Here is a 16,140-nt window from a genome sequence, read left to right on the forward strand (position 1 = left end):
GCCGTGCAGCCGATGGCTGGATATGCTAGACTGTTCTCATGAACGACGTCGCTGACATTCGCCTCATGACGATCATCGGCCGGCTGCAGGCCCTTGCGCCGGCCCTGCGAAAGGCCGGCATCACGCGACTGTCGCTGTTCGGTTCGCGTGCGCGCGGCGACTCCCGTCCTGACAGCGACCTCGACGTTCTCGTGGAAACCACGCCCCCCGGACTCCCTCCCGCGTTCGATCACTTCAAGGCGCAGCACCTTATCGAGGACGACATCGGACTGCGCGTCCAGATCACGCAACGGGCGCTGTTGAAGCGGCGGATCGCCGATCGAATTGCCGATGACCTGATCGAGGTGTTTTGAGGTGCCTCCGACCGTCGAAGACCGGCTACGGGACATTGCCGAAGCCATTGCGGAAATCGAACAGCTTGTCGCCGGCGCCGATCTCGCGGCCTTCAGCTCTGACCGCCTGTTGCGCCTGGCAACCGAGCGCCTGCTCGAGATCATTTGCGAGGCCTCCCGTAGCATTCCAGACAGCATCAAGAGCGAGAGTCCGACCATCCACTGGCGGAAAATGATCGACTTCGGAAACCTGCTGCGGCATGCCTATCATACCACCGACGTCGCCGTCGTCTGGGATGTCATAGCCAGTGAACTGCCGGCTTTGAAAACGTTCGTCAGCGGCAAGCTCACCGACTTGAAGTAGAATGATCTCGCGGGGCACCGACACCACCTCATTGGCCGATGCGCTCCGCGCCGGCAGCCGCGCCGCGCTGGCGCGCGCGATCACGCTGGTCGAGAGCCGCCGTGCCGACCACCAGGCCGCCGCGCGCGAGCTGGTGCAGGCGCTGCTGCCGCAGACGGGGCACGCGATCCGCGTCGGCATCACCGGCTCGCCCGGCGTCGGCAAGTCGACCACGATCGATGCGCTCGGCATGTACCTGATCGGACAGGGCCACAAGGTCGCGGTGCTCGCGGTCGACCCGTCCTCGGCGCGCACCGGCGGTTCGATCCTCGGCGACAAGACGCGGATGGCGCGATTGTCCCATCACGAGCACGCCTTCATCCGCCCCTCGCCCTCGTCGGGCACGCTCGGCGGCGTCGCCGCCAAGACGCGCGAGGCGATGCTGCTGTGCGAGGCTGCGGGCTTCGACGCGATCCTGGTCGAGACCGTCGGCATCGGCCAGTCCGAGACCGCGGTCTGCGACATGACCGACTTTTTCCTTGCGCTGATGCTGCCCGGCGGCGGCGACGAGCTGCAGGGCATCAAGAAAGGCCTGGTCGAACTCGCCGACATGATCGCGATCAACAAGGCCGATGGCGACAACATCAAGCGCGCCAACATCACCGCCGCCGACTATCGCGGCGCGCTGCATCTGCTCAGCCCGCGCTCCGAGCACTGGCATCCGCCGGTCGTCACCTACTCCGCGATATCAGGCACGGGCATCGCCGAGCTGTGGCAGAAGGTGATCGATCATCGCAAGGCGATGGTCGCGTCCGGCGAGTTCGCCGCGCGCCGCCGCGACCAGCAGGTGAAATGGATGTGGACCATGCTGGAGCAGCGCCTGATGGCCCGGCTGCGCACCGACCCCTCCATTCGTACGAAAGTGAAGAAGCTGGAGACCGACGTTGCCGAGGGCCGCGTCGCGCCGGCGCTGGCCGCCGAGCAGCTTGCGGAGATGCTGAATTGACCGAGCGGCTGCGCCTCCTGATCACCGGATTCGGCCCGTTTCCCGGCGCGCCGTCCAACCCGACCATGCCGCTGGTGAAACGGCTCGCGGCGCTGCGGCGCCCGGCGCTGGCTGATGTCGACATCTCCAGCCACATCTTTCACGTGACCTACGATACCGTCGATCGCGAGCTGCCCGCATTGATCGCCGAGCGGCGCCCGCATGCGCTGTTGATGTTCGGCCTCGCGGGACGAACATCCTATCTGCGGATCGAGACCCGTGCCCGCAACGCGGTCACCACCACCTTTCCCGATGCCGACCGCCACGTCGCGCGCAAGGGCCTGATCGTCCCGGGCGCGCATCCGATGCTATTCGGCCCGCACATGGCGCGACTGCTGCGCGCGGCACGCGCTACCGGCATCGATGCGCGGGCTTCGCGCGATGCCGGCAGCTATCTTTGCAACTATCTGAGCTGGCGCGCGATCGAGGCGACCAGGGCCGCCGACGGCCCGCGGCTCGCCGCCTTCATCCACATCCCGCCGCTGCCGCGCTCCGGCACGGTACTGCCACAAGGCAGCCCCCGCATCACGCTGGACGCGCTGGTCGATGCCGGCGAAGCCATGCTGATGGAGCTGGTGAAGCTGGCGCGGCATCGAGGCCGAGCGTAAAGATTTAACCCTACCCGCAACAAACAGCCGCTGCAACCGTCCGACCAAGCCGGCCGTGAGCGCTTTTGCGTTATCTCGGCAAGCGAGAACTGACCAACGCGAGCCTGACATCATGGACGTCAACCGCCGCAACCTGCTCGGGACTTCAGCGGCCGCCGCTGCCGCCGTGCTGGCGCTGCCGAGTGAACCGGCGCAGGCTGTCCCGCTGATCTCCACGCTCGGCCGCGACGCCACCCAATTTGGCGTCAAGCCCAACAGCCCGGATGACCAGACCCGTGCCCTGCAGCGCGCGATCGACGAGGCGGCGCGGGCGCAGGCGCCGCTGGCGCTGCCGCCGGGCACCTACCGGACCTCGATGCTCAGGCTCGCCAAAGGCAGCCAGTTGGTCGGCGTCCGCGGCGCCACGAAGCTCGTGTTCACCGGCGGCGGCCCGTCGCTGCTCTCGGCAGAAGGCGCCGATGGCCTCGGTATCAGCGGCATCGCGCTCGACGGCGGCGGCATCGCCCTGCCCCAGCGGCGCGGCCTGCTTCACGTTGCAGCCGGCAACGATGTCAGGGTCCAGGACTGCGAGGTCACGCGCTCCGGCGGCAGCGGCATCTGGCTCGAGCAGGTCTCCGGCGATGTCAGCGGCAACGTCCTGACCGACGTCGCCGTCACCGCGATCGTGTCGTTCGATGCCCTCGGCCTGATCGTGTCGCGCAACACCATCAAGGGCACGCGCGACAACGGCATCGAGATCCTGCGCACCGCGATCGGCGACGACGGCACCATGGTGCTCGACAACTTCATCGCGGACATCAAGGCCGGCCCCGGCGGCTCGGGCCAGTACGGCAATGCCATCAACGCCTTTCGCGCCGGCAACGTCATCATCAGTGGCAACCGCATCAGGAATTGCGACTACTCGGCGGTGCGCGGCAACTCGGCCTCCAACATCCAGATCGTCGGCAACAGCGTCAGCGACGTGCGCGAGGTCGCGCTCTATTCCGAGTTCGCGTTCGAAGGTGCCGTGATTTCGGGCAATACGGTGGACGGCGCCGCCTTCGGCGTCTCCGTCTGCAACTTCAACGAAGGCGGCCGCATCGCGGTGGTCCAGGGCAACATCATCCGCAACCTCATCCCGAAGCGGCCGATCGGCACAGCACCCGACGACGATGCCGGCATCGGCATCTATGTCGAGGCGGACTCCGCGGTGACCGGCAACGTGGTCGAGAACGCCCCGTCCTACGGCATCGTCGCCGGCTGGGGCCGCTATCTGCGCGACGTCGTGATCTCCGGCAACGTCATTCGCAATGCGCTGGCGGGCGTCGGCGTGTCGGTCGTCCCAGGCGCGGGCACGGCCATGGTCAGCAACAACATGATCTCCGGCACGCCGCGCGGCGCCGTGATCGGGCTCGATCACATCAAGCCGGTCACCTCGGACCTGACGCAGGACGGCGCGCAGCGCTTTGCGCAGCTGACCGTCAACGGCAACGCCGTCACACGATGAGAAACTAGTACGCGACCGCCAGCGCCGGATAGCGGCGCTCGATGGCGTCGAGATCGACAACGGGCTCGTCATACTCCGCATCGGATTCGATGCCGATGCTCAAGGCCTGCTCTAGCGCCGACATGTCGATGCGCGGCGCCGCGAGGGTCAGTTCCGCGGCGAGGTCGTCTGCGGCGACATGGTCCGGTTCGATAACCTCATGGGGCTCCAGATCCTCTGTGCCGAGTTCGACCTCGGACTCGACGATGATCTCGGACGCCGCGAGGATGGTTTCGAGCGAGCGCGGCAGAGCGATCGGCCGGTGCTCGTGCGGATGGACGTGGCGCGCGATCGGCTCCGGCTCGGCGAGGCGCACGGGAGCCGGTGGCGCGGCCAACACCGGGGCCGGCCTCTGACTCGGCACGATGCTCACCCTCTCGGGTTCGGCGCGGGACAGGGCCTGCCAGGTCTGCACCGCAGCCTTGGCGTGCCGGAGATCGTCGAGAAACGACTGCTCGGTGTAGTAGCGGCGCCAGCGGCCGCTATCGAACAGCTCGGTGAGATGGTCGAGGCGTCGTTCGGCAAGCGCGCACCAGCGCGCAGCCAGTTCGCGGCTGCAAGCCACGTCCGGTCGATGTGTCATAGGGGAGCCCGCAGAAAATGGGACGGACGCACTCGGCACGAATCAACGCAACGTGACGTGAATATTTTGTGGAAAAGGTTAACAAAGTCTAGCTAATGCCATGTTGTTTGGTGGCCAAACCGTAGTCGTGCGGAAATTTTGTCCGTGTTTTTTCGGGCATTGGCCAGGCGCGGCAACACGAACGCGACCAACGGCATCCCTAGATAACCCAAAGATGTTCCCCTCGGGGGGCGAGACACTGCCGGATGTCGACGTTGCCGGGCTTCGACCTCGCCCAAAATGAAAGACCCGTCCGGGGGGACAACCGGACGGGTCGAGCCATATGGGCGCTTGGGGTGGATGGGCGCTCGCGCCGTATATAGCCTTGGGGAGGGGATCACCGCTCCCACATGCTTTCTGTCGTGACCGCCCCGCTGCACGTTCAAAGCGAGCGGGAGAATTTCGGAACGTTCACGAAAACGTTGGCGTCATTGCTGCGCGGGCCGGAGCGCGGCGCCGGCTGGAGATGCCTCTGTCACCGCGGCCGATGCCGGGCGCAGCTCGCGAGCCGCCGCGGGCTCCGTTTGCAGCCCCGCGGAAGGCACAGCAGCAGCAGGCGCATCCTGCGGCGAGACCACGGCCTGGACCGCCGCGAGGGCATCCGCCTCCCCTGCTCCGAACAGATCGTCACGTCCGGGCGTGCCGAGATCGCGCGCTGTGCGCGTCAGCACGGTCCGCACCGTCTCGGGCTTCAGCGCCGGATTGCGCTCCAGCACCAGCGCCGCAAGCCCGCTGACATAGGCCGCGGAAAACGAGGTGCCGGAGATGATCTGATATTTTCCGTCGGGCGCCGGCAGGAATATCCCGGCGCCGGGCGCGGCCAGCGCGATGTAGTTGCCGCGGTTCGACGCCGGCAGCAGCTGGTCCCTGTCGTCGGTGGCGCTGACGGCGATGACGTTTGGATTGCCCGCGGGATAGAGCGGCGGCGACTTGGCGCCGGCATTGCCGGCGGCCGCGACCATCACGACGCCCTTGGCAGCGACGGCCGCGATCGCGCGCTCGATCACCGCATCCTTCGGGCCGGCGAAGCTCATGTTGACGATCTGGGCGCCGTGCAGGGCCGCGTAGTCCAGCGCCTTCAGGATTACATAGGAGCTGCTCTCCGGCCCGCCGCCCTTCTTGCCGACGCCGAACGCACGGATGGCGATGATCCGCGCATAGGGCGCGCTGCCCATCAACCGCTTGTGCGATACGATCACGCCGGCGATGCCGGTGCCATGCACATCCGGCCCCTCGTCGCCGCCGAGCGCGTCGAACACGTCGAACGACGCGTCGGCGAATTCCGGGTGCCTGAGATCGACCCCAGAATCGATCACTGCGATGGTGACATTGGAGCCCTGGGCCAGCCTGTGCGCTTCCGGCAGCCGCAGCTTCGCCAGCGCGTATTGCGCCGGATCACCCTCGACGGGTGCTGCGCTCTGCTGCTGCAGCGTATAGCGATAGTTCGGCTGCACCGAACGCACCCTGGCATCTGCCGCGAGCGCACGGCTGACCGCCTGCACCGAGCGGCGATCGGTGATCCTGAACAGACCGATGGTGGCGCCGATCAGCGGAAAGCGCTGCGAGCTGATGCGCTGCAGGCCATGGCGACGCGCCAGCGCATCGGCCTGGTCGGTCGAGAGAGAGTCATCGATTTCGGCGACGATCTCGTTGGCGATGGTCCGTAGATCGACCGCGGCCGCAACCTTCGGCTCGCGCCGCTGCGTCACCCTGGCGGAGCTGCCCTTGTCCAATTTTCCCTGGGCTCGCCGACCCTGCCCATCCCCCGTCACCGACGGGTGGTCGAGACATTCGCCCGAGACGCTGCGATCCGCCGGGTTGCAGGACGCCTGCAGGTTCGGTGCAAATCGCGCATTGGGCAAGGCCGGGCGCGGCGCCATCCCGGTCGGCGGCGGCGCGCGCAGCGCGGTGCCCGGGTTGATGCTCGGCACCCGGCTCGGGATGTTGATGGTGGGCGAACGCATCATCGCCTGGGCATGGGCACTGAGGTCGCCACCTGCGAAAGCAGGCATTGTGACGACGATCAGCATCGCAACCGATCTGGCGAAGCGTAGCGGCGAACTCGACGACATGAAGCCTCCGAATGAATTTCGGACGGCGCGGGCCTATTGCGCGGCCACCGCGAGGCTGACGATCTTCTCCCGCGCCAGACGGCCGATCAGGCTGTCGGCCTCGGCCTTCGACAACGGCCGGTCGCCGAGTTGCAGCTTGAACAGGCCGCCCTTGGCGCCCTCGACGATCGAGGCCTGGTAGCTGTCGAGCAGCGCCGAGATGTCCGCCATGCGCGCCTCCGGCGTGAACCGCACCAGCGCATAGGCGGGCGCGGTCGATCCGGCGACCTGCGGTCCAAGGCCGCGGATCAGCGGCGCGGGTGCTTCGGCCATCCGCGACCGCGTCATGCTCTCGGGCGCCCGCTCCGCCGGGGCCGGCGCAGCGGCGCTCGGCGGCGGCGCGGCCATCGGCTTGCTCGCGGGCTCGGGCGCGGCAGTCTTGTCCTGGACCGAGGCGGTCTGATAGGTCGCGCTCTGCGAGCGCATCAGCACGGCGCCGATCACGCCGGCCTGCGCCAGCACCAGAAGCGCGCCGAGGCTGACGGTCCACGCCAAGGTCCGCGGCGACAGGCTGTCGAAGAAATCCATCAGCCGCGCGCTGAAGCCGCGCGGCGCGGCAGGCTTCTGCACCGGATCCGCCTCGATCGCCGCGAACAGCTTCTGCATCGCACGCATCGACGGCGCGCCGAGGCTTTCGTTCAGCGCGATGGTCTCGGCATATTCCTTCTGGATTTCCGCATACTGCCTGGCGAGATCGGCATCGCTGGCGAGAGCCTCCTCGACCCTGCGCATGTCGCGCGCGCTCAGCGTGCCGGCGGCATACCACGGCAGCAGGAGTTCGATCTCTCCGGGCTCTTGCTCCAGCATCTTGCTCAAAGCCATCATGGCCAGCCTCTCTCAATGCCGGCCGCTTTCAGGAGTTCGGCCAATTTCTTGCGCGCATAGAACAGGCGCGTCTTGACGGTGTTCTCCGGAATTCCGACGATCTCGGCCACCTCCTCCACGGACTTCTCGTGGTAGTAGACGAGATCGACGATCTCCCGGTGATCAGGCGAAAGCGCCGTCAGGCACTTGCGCAAGGCTTCGCCGGTATTCTTCTTCTGGACCGCGACCTCCGGATCGTCGGACGTATCCTCGATCGCGTTCGCGGCCTCGTCTTCCAGCTCAACGTCCTTCCGGCGCCGAAGTGCCGACAGGGCCTTGAACCGCGTGATCGCCAGGAGCCAGGTGGAGACGGCAGAACGGCCTTCGAACTTGCCGGCCTGACGCCACACGTCGAGAAAGACCTCGCTGATGAGGTCTTCCGCGACCTGCTCGTCCCGCACGAGCCGGAGCCCGAAACGGTACACCCTGACATGGTGCCGTCCGTACAGCACCTGCATGGCGAGCCGGTCGCCTTGAGCGATCCGGGCAATCAGGGTTTCATCTGACGCCGCTGCTGTCACGCTCAATGGCCGTCTCGCAAGATTGGTCTGGAGGATTGACGTCGCGGTTCGAACACAACCGCAAAAATCTTCAAAATACCGGAAAGATACGTCCCGAAATGTGAGTTGGCGCACAGACTTGCAGATTTCGCTGCAGCGCCCAGGTCGATCGCGACCAGCGGGTTCCCGCCTACCATGTTCCGCCCGTTCCCGCCAACTACCCGCCCTGAAAGCCGTAGATTCCCGGTCGCAGCACCACGGCGGCGGCCTCTTCGTCCATGCCCATAGATACCAAAGTTAAATGCTTTCCCACGTAGATATTAAGCCAACGACGAAGAATCGCGAGCACATGGGCACGACGGCACCGCCTTTTCCCAGTCCTGATATCGCTGAGGCCGGGGACGCGCAGCCGTCTCCGTCCAGCGACCTGCGCGCGCGTCGAGCCGGACGGCGCCGGCAGATGCTGGCGCTGGTCGCCGGATGCTACCTGATCGATGCCGTCATCCTGCTGATCTACGCCCAGGCGGGAACCGTCCCGGTCACGATCGCGCCAGCCTACGCAGCGATCGGCATTCTCACCGTCGCGCTGTGGACCGTCCTGTCGGAGAGCGGTTTCAACGACCGTTTCCGCGACCACTACCTCGTGGTGCCGCAATCGCTCGCCAGCATGATGCTCACGGTCGCGTTCTGCTACATCGCGCCCGAAGTCAGCATCCTGTTCCTATGCACGCTGTACATCGTCGTCGCCTTTGCTTCGCTGCGGGCGACGCCGCGCCAGAGCGCGATCTGCTGGACGTTCCTCGCGATCGGCCTGGCCGGATTGTTCCTGCTCACCGACAAGCCGCTCGGCATGCCGCACGGCAGCGGCCTCGAGCGGCTCGCGACGCTGCTGGTCTTCCTGCTCACCATCGCCTGCTGCATGTTCCTCGGCATCTTCTCCAGCGCGCTGCGCGAGACGCTGTACCAGCGCGGACAGAAGCTCAAGGAAGCCTATCGCCGCATCGAGGAGCTGGCCGAGCTCGACGAGCTCACCGGCGCGCTGAACCGGCACTCGATCATGCATGTGCTGGACGAGGAGATGGCGCAGGCGCAGCAGGGCGGCCAGCCTTGCTCGGTGGTGCTGATCGATCTCGACTGGTTCAAACGCATCAACGACACGCATGGCCATCCGACCGGCGACGATGTGCTGCGCACCTTCGCCATCACCATCTTCGCCAACATTCGCGGCAGCGACCGCTTCGGCCGCTACGGCGGCGAGGAATTCCTGCTGGTGCTGCCGGGCGCGCCGGCCGACGCCGCGGCGCGGCTCGCCGAACGATTGCGCCAGATCATCGCCGGCCTCGACTGGAGCGCGTTTTCGACCGGCCTGCAGGTCACGTTCTCGGCCGGCGTGGCCACCCCGCGCGGCGACGAGACCGCCGATTCGCTGCTCGCCCGGGCCGATCGTGCGCTCTACGACTCGAAGGCGCAGGGCCGCAATCGCGTCACCAGCGCCTGCGCCATCCCGGCATGACCCCGAAACCCGCCCCGAACGAAAGCCTGCTCGACGAGCTCGAGGACACGCTCGCGCACGGCACCGTGGCCCGGCGGGTCGAGACCCTGCGCAAGGTAACGGACCTGTTCGTCGACGGCGCGACGGACTTCGCCGATGATCAGGTCGCGCTGTTCGACGACGTGTTCGAATGCCTGGTCGAGCACATCGAGATCTCGGCCCGCGCCCTGCTCGCGCGGCGGCTGGCGCCGCTGGCGTCGGCGCCGCCGCGGACGCTGCACCGGCTGGCCGATGACGACGCCATCGATGTCGCAGGTCCCGTGCTGTCGAAGTCCGACCGGCTCGACGAGGCCGCGCTGATCCGCACAGCCGAGACCAAGAGCCAGGCGCATCTGCTCGCGATCTCGCTCCGGCGCGTGCTCAGCCGCGCCGTCACCGACATCCTGCTCAGGCGCGGCAACGACGAGGTCGTTCACAGCACCGTCAGCAATCCCGGCGCCGACGTCTCGGAGGCCAGCTTCGACACGCTGGTCGATCGCGCCGCGCTGGACGAAAACCTCGCCGCCTGCCTCGCCATGCGGCCCAATCTGCCGCGCCACCTCTATCTGAAGCTGGTCGCCAAGGCGTCGGCCACGGTCCGCACGCGGCTCGAGGCGGCAAATCCGAAGCTCGCGCAGGAGGTCCCCTCGGCAGTGCGCATGGCGGGCCGGCGGGCGCGATCGAGCGCGGTGGCGCTGACCAGCCAGACCGAGATCGCGCACGCGCTGGTGCGCTCGCTGCATGCCGAGGGCCGGCTCGACGACCGTCTCGTCGTGCAGTTCACCGAGCAGCGCAAGTTCGACGAGGCCAATGCGGCGCTTGCGGCCATGGCCAACGTGCCGGTCGCGGTCGCCGAGAGCATCATGATCGAAAGCCGCGCCGAGGGCGTCATGATCCTCGCCAAGGTCGCAGGCCTGTCATGGCCGACGGTGAAGTCGATCATCCTGATGCGCGATGAGCTCGCCACCACCGCGACCGCCGATCTCGACGCCTGCAAGGCCACCTATGAACGGCTCCGGCGGTCCACCGCGCAGCAGGTGCTGCGCTTCCATCGCGTGCAGGATGCCGCGACGCCGGTGCAGGCGTAGCGCGCTCAATAGCGCAGCACCCTCGCGCCGATGAGCGCGCCGAGCCCGGCCACGATCAGCGCCGCCACCGTGTACCAGGTGGCCACGAACAGCGGCGAATCGTCGGTGCAATGCGCGGCATAGAGCGTCGCCGCCATGCCCGCCGAGACCAGCCCGGCGATCGCGCCGGTCATCGCCGGACGCGACGGCGCGCCATGGCGCAGGCCGAACAGCGCCGCGCCCAGCAGCGGCAGCGACAGCACGGGGATGGCGCTCATGCACACCATCGAATTGTGGCCGACCAGCCGCGCCATCATCGGCGTGCGCTGCGGCAGCATCATCTCCGCCGCCATGCCGCCGACGAGGACCACGATCGGCGCGATCAGGAGCCAGCTCCAGCCCTGCAGCGAGGCCTCGGGGCGCGACAGATGCAGGCTGATGATCAGCGCCGGGATCGCCAGCGCCGTGGTGACGACGAACTTCAGGTCGAAGAACGGATTGCGCACCGCGAGCCAGATGTCCGGCCGCACGCCGAGGCCGATGAGCAGCATCGCGGTCGAGACCGGCGTTGCCGCCATCAGGGCCAGCGCCAGCACGATGCCGACCGGCTGCGCGCGCTGCGCATTGTCGGCCGCGAGGGTGCGGATGAGCTGATCGGTGTCCATGGTCAGGTATCCCGTAGCTTGGCCGTGAGGCTTGCGAGTGCCCGGTGCAGCGCCACCCGCACCGCGCCCTCGCTCATCGAAAACTTTTCCGCGGTCTGCTTGATCGAGGCGGCCTCGACCGCGATCGACTGCAGCACGTCGCGCTGGCGCTGCGGCAACGTCTTCAGCTGCGCCTCGACCTCGCCGGCCGAGACGGTGGGTGCCGGAGGCTCGTCGGCCAGCGTCTCCGAGAAATCGTCGATGTCGACGAACACCCGGCGGCCGCGCCGGCGCAGCATGTCGATCAGCTTGTTGCGCGCGATCGCGAACAGCCAGGGCGCGAAAGGCGCATCGACGTCCCAGGTGTGCCGCTTGAGATGAACCGCCAACAGAATTTCCTGCACGATGTCCTCGGCCTGGTCGGGGGGCTGGCCGGCGCGCGCCAGCCCGCGCCGTGATGCTGCGCGCAACACCGGCGTGACCGCCCTCAGCAGGCGATGATAGGCCTCGTCGTCACCGGCGACGGCCTGGCGCATCCAGCCCGTCCACTCGTCGTCACGCTCCCGCAATTCCGCTCCACCCCCAGCAATTCGCCCGAATCGTCAGCTTGTTACTCTCGCGGCATCATGATCACTAATTCGTGATGCGGACATTGGCCTCGGAACCATCCGAGTTACGCCACACCGAGAGCACGCCACCGGGCAAGTCTTGGAACAGTTTCCTTGGAACCGCTCCATAGCACCGAATCGAACGGCGCATGATCAGGTTTAATGGGCCGCGCCGCAAAGTGCGGCGCCGCCCAGCTTTTGCCGTGAGCGGCAGGAAGATACCCATTTTCTGCCCCGTTCTCGACATCTGTCGGGGTCTCACTCCGGCTTGGGCTGGCGGGATGGGGAGAAGCCGACGATGACGATCCAAGCCAGTGGACGTTCAGCATTGATCATTGCCGCCGCGTTCGTTCTGGGCCTCGTTGGCACTGGATTGGCGCGCGCGGCCGAACAGCAGAGCTACAGTCCGTTCCTGCCGGTGGGGGCCGAGAGCGCCCCGGCAGCGAAGCAGGACGGATTCCCGGCGCCGATGCCGGCCGAGGCCCAGGCTCAGGCCGCGCCTGCCGCGGAATCGGCCGACGCCGCGCCGAGCGATGCGCCGGCGGCCTCGGACGTCACCGTGAACATGGTCACGGTCAGCAATGACGACAGCTCGGGCTGGGACAAGGCCTCGATCATCGGCAAGATCTTCATCGCCTGCGGCACCCTGCTCACCCTGGGCTCGGCGGCGCGGATGTTCATGATCTGAGGCGCCGCGCGGCGCCCCACCTACTTGATGCGTAACGATCCAGCGGGCACATTGCCCGCTGTTTTGATTTGCGGGGTGGGATCATGAGCGTTTACGAGCACATCATCGTCGAAGGCAAAGGCGCGGTCGGAATCATCACCCTGAACCGGCCGAAGATGCTCAACGCGCTGTCGTTCGGCGTCTTCCGCGAGATCGCTGCAGCCGTCGACGATCTCGAGGCCGACGATGCCATCGGCTGCATCGTGATCACCGGCAGCGAGAAGGCGTTCGCCGCCGGCGCCGACATCAAGGAGATGCAGCCCAAGAGCTTCATCGACATGTTCTCGAGCGACTTCACCGCGATCGGCGGCGACCGCGTCGCGCGCTGCCGCAAGCCGACGATCGCTGCGGTTTCGGGCTATGCGCTCGGCGGCGGCTGCGAGCTCGCGATGATGTGCGACTTCATCATCGCCGCCGACACCGCCAAATTCGGCCAGCCCGAGATCACGCTCGGCACCATCCCGGGCATTGGCGGCACCCAGCGCCTGACGCGCGCGATCGGCAAGGCCAAGGCGATGGACCTCTGCCTCACCGGCCGCATGATGGATGCGGCCGAGGCCGAACGCTCCGGCCTCGTCAGCCGCATCGTGCCGGCCGACAAATTGATGGACGAGGTGATGGCCGCGGCGGAGAAGATCGCATCGATGTCGCGCCCGGCTGCGGCGATGGCCAAGGAGGCCGTCAACCGCGCCTTCGAGACCCCGCTGTCCGAAGGCATGAATGTCGAGCGCAACCTGTTCCACGCCACCTTCGCGCTGGAAGACCGCGCCGAGGGCATGGCCGCGTTCATCGAGAAGCGCAAGCCGGTGAACAAGAACCGGTGAGATTGGCAGTGCGCTCAGTTCGACTGAGTTGATATTTTTCGAAGTCAGTTCATCGATAGCCGTGGACGCGGTGCGCTCCCTCTCCCCGTTCTTCATGGGGGAGCGTTGGGATGAGGGCAGACGCTCGGGAAGCGTACGTCGTTGGACCTGTCCCCCCTCACCCGAATGGCATCCGCGATGCCATTCGACCTCCCCCCGCAAGCGGCGCGAGGTAGACCGAGCGAGCCGCGAGTTACTCGCATATCACCGACGCGATTCGCGGCGCGCCCGTGCGCTGTCGTCCGCGCACGCCCACCCACCGGCCTACCGCACGACCGTCGCGCAAGCGCCTGACAAACGGCCTGTGGCGAGAGCGCCACAACAAACCATGGAAAAGCCCGCCGGATTCCATATCCGCGGTTTGTGTGTGGCCGCCATCCGCCCTAAACAGGTAAACAACTGGTTAAGACAGTGAGACGCGGCGGAGTCGGATGGTGGGTCGAGCCAAACAATTTGGCGTCGGCAAGGTGCATGCGCGGCGGTTCGGCCTCGGCCTGACCGTGGCCGCCGGCTTTGTCGTCGCCTGCTCGCCCGCGCGCGCCGAGGATCTCGCGGCCGCGCTCGTCAAAGCCTATCAGACCAACCCGGCGCTGAACGCCGAGCGCGCGCGCCAGCGCGCCACCGACGAGAACGTGCCGCAGGCGCTCGCCGGCTATCGCCCGCAACTGATCGCGAGCCTCGGTGCCGGCCTGCAGGCCGTGCGCAATCTGCTGCCCGGCAACACGATCCAGACCGCGACATTGAAGCCCTGGACCATCGGCGTGACCGTGACGCAGACCCTGTTCAACGGCTTCCGCACCGCCAACAGCGTGCGCATGGCCGAGTTGCAGGTGCAGTCGGGCCGCGAGGCGCTGCGCAATGTCGGACAGGGCGTGCTGCTCGACGCGGTCACCGCCTACACCAACGTGCTCGCCAACCAGTCGCTGGTCGAGGCGCAGCGCTCCAACGTCGCCTTCCTGCGCGAGACGCTCTCCGTCACGCAGCGCCGCCTCAATGCCGGCGACGTCACGCCGACCGACGCCTCGCAGGCCGAGGCGCGGCTGGCGCGCGGCCAGTCCGACCTCAACGCCGCCGAGGTCAACCTCGCCATCAGCCAGGCGACCTATGCCCAGGTCATCGGCATGGCGCCGGGCCAGCTGCGCGCGGCCGACCCGATCGATCGCCTGCTGCCGCGCAGCCGCGAGGACGCGATTGCGCTTGGCAACAAGGAAAATCCGGCGGTGGCTGCGGCGAGCTTCGACGTCGACGTGGCCTCGACCTCGATCAAGGTCGCCGAGGGCGCGCTGCTGCCGACCGTGACCCTGCAAGGCAATGTCAGCCGCAGCCGCGATTCGGATCAGACGCTCGGCACCTTCGGCACCGACCAGGCCTCGATCGTCGGCAGCGTCACCGCGCCGATCTATGACGGCGGCACCGCCGCGTCGCAGACCCGCCAGAGCAAGGAGCTCGCGGCGCAGAGCCGCCTCGTGCTCGACCAGGTCCGCAACCAGGCCCGCACCGCGGCGGTCAGCGCCTGGGTCGCCAATGAAGGCGCCAAGGTCGCCGTCAGCGCCTCCGAGGCCGAGGTGAAGGCCGCCACCGTCGCGCTGCAGGGCGTCTCGCGCGAGGCCCAGGGCGGCCAGCGCACCACCGTCGATGTGCTCAACTCGCAGGCCGATCTGATCCAGGCCAAGGCGCGGCTGATCGGCGCGCAGCGCGACCGCGTCATCGCCTCCTACACGCTGCTCAGCGCGGTCGGCCGGCTCGACGTCAAGAATCTCAATCTGAATACGCCGGACTATCTGCCCGAGGTTCACTACCATCAGGTGCGCGACGCCTGGCACGGCCTGCGCACGCCGTCGGGACAGTAGAGCTCCCTCACCGCCGGTGCCGCAGCCGGTCTTTCGGACCGCGAGGCCACGCGCGAGACCTGGAACACCTGCTCGATTCCGTCCACACTCTGCGCCGGACCCAGGCGGAGGCGCGCATGCTGTTCATGGTGATCGAGCGTTTCAAGGACCGCGATCCGATTCCCGTCTACCGTCGCGTTCGCGACCCCGGCATCACCTTTCCCGACGGGCTGAAATATCTCGGCAGCTGGATCGAGCCGAATTTCGACCGCTGCTTCCAACTGATGGAATGCAACGACGCCCGCCTGCTGCAGCAATGGATCCTGTCCAACGCCCGCAACACCGGCATGACCTTCGAGATCGTCCCGGTGGTCACCAGCGCGGAGACGCGCGAGGTGGTGGCGCCGTTCCTGGACGGGAGTTGAGTCGCGCGACGATGCTCGACGTCCTGACGCAGATGCTCGCCGTCTGCCTGATCTCTTATGCGATCGCGGTGCTAATGCCATCGTGGCGGGCGCTGCTGGCGGCAACGCTGCTGCTCGCGCTGGCGACAATGATCGGCGGCCTGCGAGAATGGTGGACGCTGGAGCAAGGCAGCTGCAGCCGCGCGTGTACGCTCGAAGATCTGCTCGACATCCCGATGCTGCCGATCGCTAGAGCGGGCTTCATCACCGGAGCGATCGTCCGGGCGCTCACATTCCTGCCGCAGGCCCGCGGCCTGTCGCCGCGCGCCATCGTCACGATCTGTATTGCCGGGGGCGCATTTGCGCTCGCTGTGGCCTTGTTCGCGCCGAGCCTCGTCTGGTGGCGGCCGCTGCGAATCCTCTAGGCACGGCGACAGAGTCGTTCATTGCTGCGGCGAGCTGCGATGGCCTACACTGCGTCTCGCGCGAACGTCAGACGCCGAGGCGATTTCGCCGC

At 67.3% G+C, this 16,140-nt stretch carries 18 protein-coding genes; 12 read left to right on the top strand and 6 right to left on the bottom strand.

From position 1 onward, the window contains the following. The first annotated feature begins 38 nt into the window (after nt 1-38). The 5 genes from QW845_RS25245 to QW845_RS25265 all read left to right on the top strand — a co-directional run bounded on the left by QW845_RS25245 (nt 39) and on the right by QW845_RS25265 (nt 3,814). Nucleotides 39-353: a nucleotidyltransferase family protein gene (locus QW845_RS25245; RefSeq protein ID WP_315804232.1), complete on the top strand. Its 315-nt coding sequence runs from the start codon at nt 39-41 to the stop codon at nt 351-353. A gap of 1 nt (nt 354) precedes the next feature. Next, nucleotides 355-696, top strand: a complete 342-nt coding sequence (locus QW845_RS25250; RefSeq protein ID WP_315804233.1) for a DUF86 domain-containing protein — start codon at nt 355-357, stop codon at nt 694-696. A 1-nt stretch (nt 697) separates the two neighbouring features. Then, nucleotides 698-1,681, top strand: coding sequence for a methylmalonyl Co-A mutase-associated GTPase MeaB (gene meaB, locus QW845_RS25255; protein ID WP_315804234.1), 984 nt, complete (start codon nt 698-700; stop codon nt 1,679-1,681). Continuing rightward, complete coding sequence (locus tag QW845_RS25260; protein ID WP_315804235.1) at nt 1,678-2,328, top strand: pyroglutamyl-peptidase I; 651 nt, start codon at nt 1,678-1,680, stop codon at nt 2,326-2,328. The genes meaB and QW845_RS25260 overlap by 4 nt, the downstream gene beginning before the upstream one ends. A 112-nt stretch (nt 2,329-2,440) precedes the next feature. Beyond that, nucleotides 2,441-3,814, top strand: a complete 1,374-nt coding sequence (locus QW845_RS25265; RefSeq protein ID WP_315804345.1) for a TIGR03808 family TAT-translocated repetitive protein — start codon at nt 2,441-2,443, stop codon at nt 3,812-3,814. 4 nt (nt 3,815-3,818) lie between these two features. Here QW845_RS25265 and QW845_RS25270 read toward each other — a convergent pair whose 3' ends face one another. The 4 genes from QW845_RS25270 to QW845_RS25285 all read right to left on the bottom strand — a co-directional run bounded on the left by QW845_RS25270 (nt 3,819) and on the right by QW845_RS25285 (nt 7,977). Beyond that, complete coding sequence (locus QW845_RS25270; RefSeq protein WP_315804236.1) at nt 3,819-4,436, bottom strand: TIGR03809 family protein; 618 nt, start codon at nt 4,434-4,436, stop codon at nt 3,819-3,821. 467 nt (nt 4,437-4,903) lie between these two features. After that, on the bottom strand, nt 4,904-6,547 hold the full coding sequence (locus QW845_RS25275) for a S8 family serine peptidase (protein WP_315804237.1): 1,644 nt from the start codon (nt 6,545-6,547) through the stop codon (nt 4,904-4,906). Nucleotides 6,548-6,580: 33 nt separating this feature from the next. Next, nucleotides 6,581-7,411, bottom strand: a complete 831-nt coding sequence (locus tag QW845_RS25280) for a hypothetical protein (protein WP_315804238.1) — start codon at nt 7,409-7,411, stop codon at nt 6,581-6,583. Then, nucleotides 7,408-7,977, bottom strand: coding sequence for a sigma-70 family RNA polymerase sigma factor (locus QW845_RS25285; protein ID WP_008961196.1), 570 nt, complete (start codon nt 7,975-7,977; stop codon nt 7,408-7,410). The genes QW845_RS25280 and QW845_RS25285 overlap by 4 nt, the downstream gene beginning before the upstream one ends. Before the next feature lie 322 nt (nt 7,978-8,299). On the opposite strand from QW845_RS25285, the gene QW845_RS25290 reads away from it, so the two are divergent. After that, nucleotides 8,300-9,463 (top strand): GGDEF domain-containing protein, encoded by a 1,164-nt coding sequence (locus QW845_RS25290; protein ID WP_315804239.1) that lies wholly within the window; start codon nt 8,300-8,302, stop codon nt 9,461-9,463. Further along, nucleotides 9,460-10,569, top strand: a complete 1,110-nt coding sequence (locus QW845_RS25295) for a DUF2336 domain-containing protein (RefSeq protein ID WP_315804240.1) — start codon at nt 9,460-9,462, stop codon at nt 10,567-10,569. The genes QW845_RS25290 and QW845_RS25295 overlap by 4 nt, the downstream gene beginning before the upstream one ends. Before the next feature lie 5 nt (nt 10,570-10,574). Here the strand turns inward: QW845_RS25295 and QW845_RS25300 are convergent, their stop codons facing one another. Both QW845_RS25300 and QW845_RS25305 read right to left on the bottom strand, forming a co-directional pair. Further along, complete coding sequence (locus QW845_RS25300; protein WP_315804241.1) at nt 10,575-11,213, bottom strand: DUF1109 domain-containing protein; 639 nt, start codon at nt 11,211-11,213, stop codon at nt 10,575-10,577. A 2-nt stretch (nt 11,214-11,215) separates the two neighbouring features. Beyond that, complete coding sequence (locus QW845_RS25305) at nt 11,216-11,761, bottom strand: sigma-70 family RNA polymerase sigma factor (protein WP_315804242.1); 546 nt, start codon at nt 11,759-11,761, stop codon at nt 11,216-11,218. A gap of 337 nt (nt 11,762-12,098) precedes the next feature. Here QW845_RS25305 and QW845_RS25310 point away from each other — a divergent pair, with 337 nt between their 5' ends. From QW845_RS25310 to QW845_RS25330, 5 genes are all read left to right on the top strand, one after another. Beyond that, on the top strand, nt 12,099-12,488 hold the full coding sequence (locus QW845_RS25310) for a hypothetical protein (RefSeq protein WP_315804243.1): 390 nt from the start codon (nt 12,099-12,101) through the stop codon (nt 12,486-12,488). Nucleotides 12,489-12,571: 83 nt separating this feature from the next. Next, a complete protein-coding gene (locus QW845_RS25315; RefSeq protein ID WP_315804244.1) occupies nt 12,572-13,351 on the top strand; it encodes an enoyl-CoA hydratase in 780 nt (259 codons plus the stop codon). 470 nt (nt 13,352-13,821) lie between these two features. After that, nucleotides 13,822-15,240: a TolC family outer membrane protein gene (locus tag QW845_RS25320; RefSeq protein ID WP_315804245.1), complete on the top strand. Its 1,419-nt coding sequence runs from the start codon at nt 13,822-13,824 to the stop codon at nt 15,238-15,240. Nucleotides 15,241-15,356: 116 nt separating this feature from the next. Beyond that, nucleotides 15,357-15,644, top strand: coding sequence for a DUF3303 domain-containing protein (locus QW845_RS25325; protein WP_315804246.1), 288 nt, complete (start codon nt 15,357-15,359; stop codon nt 15,642-15,644). Further along, nucleotides 15,641-16,048 carry a hypothetical protein gene (locus tag QW845_RS25330; protein WP_315804247.1) on the top strand — a complete coding sequence of 136 codons (408 nt, stop codon included), beginning with the start codon at nt 15,641-15,643 and terminating at the stop codon, nt 16,046-16,048. The genes QW845_RS25325 and QW845_RS25330 overlap by 4 nt, the downstream gene beginning before the upstream one ends. Nucleotides 16,049-16,140 lie beyond the last annotated feature (92 nt).

The organism is Bradyrhizobium sp. SZCCHNS3002 (assembly GCF_032377435.1).
Taxonomy (GTDB): domain Bacteria; phylum Pseudomonadota; class Alphaproteobacteria; order Rhizobiales; family Xanthobacteraceae; genus Bradyrhizobium.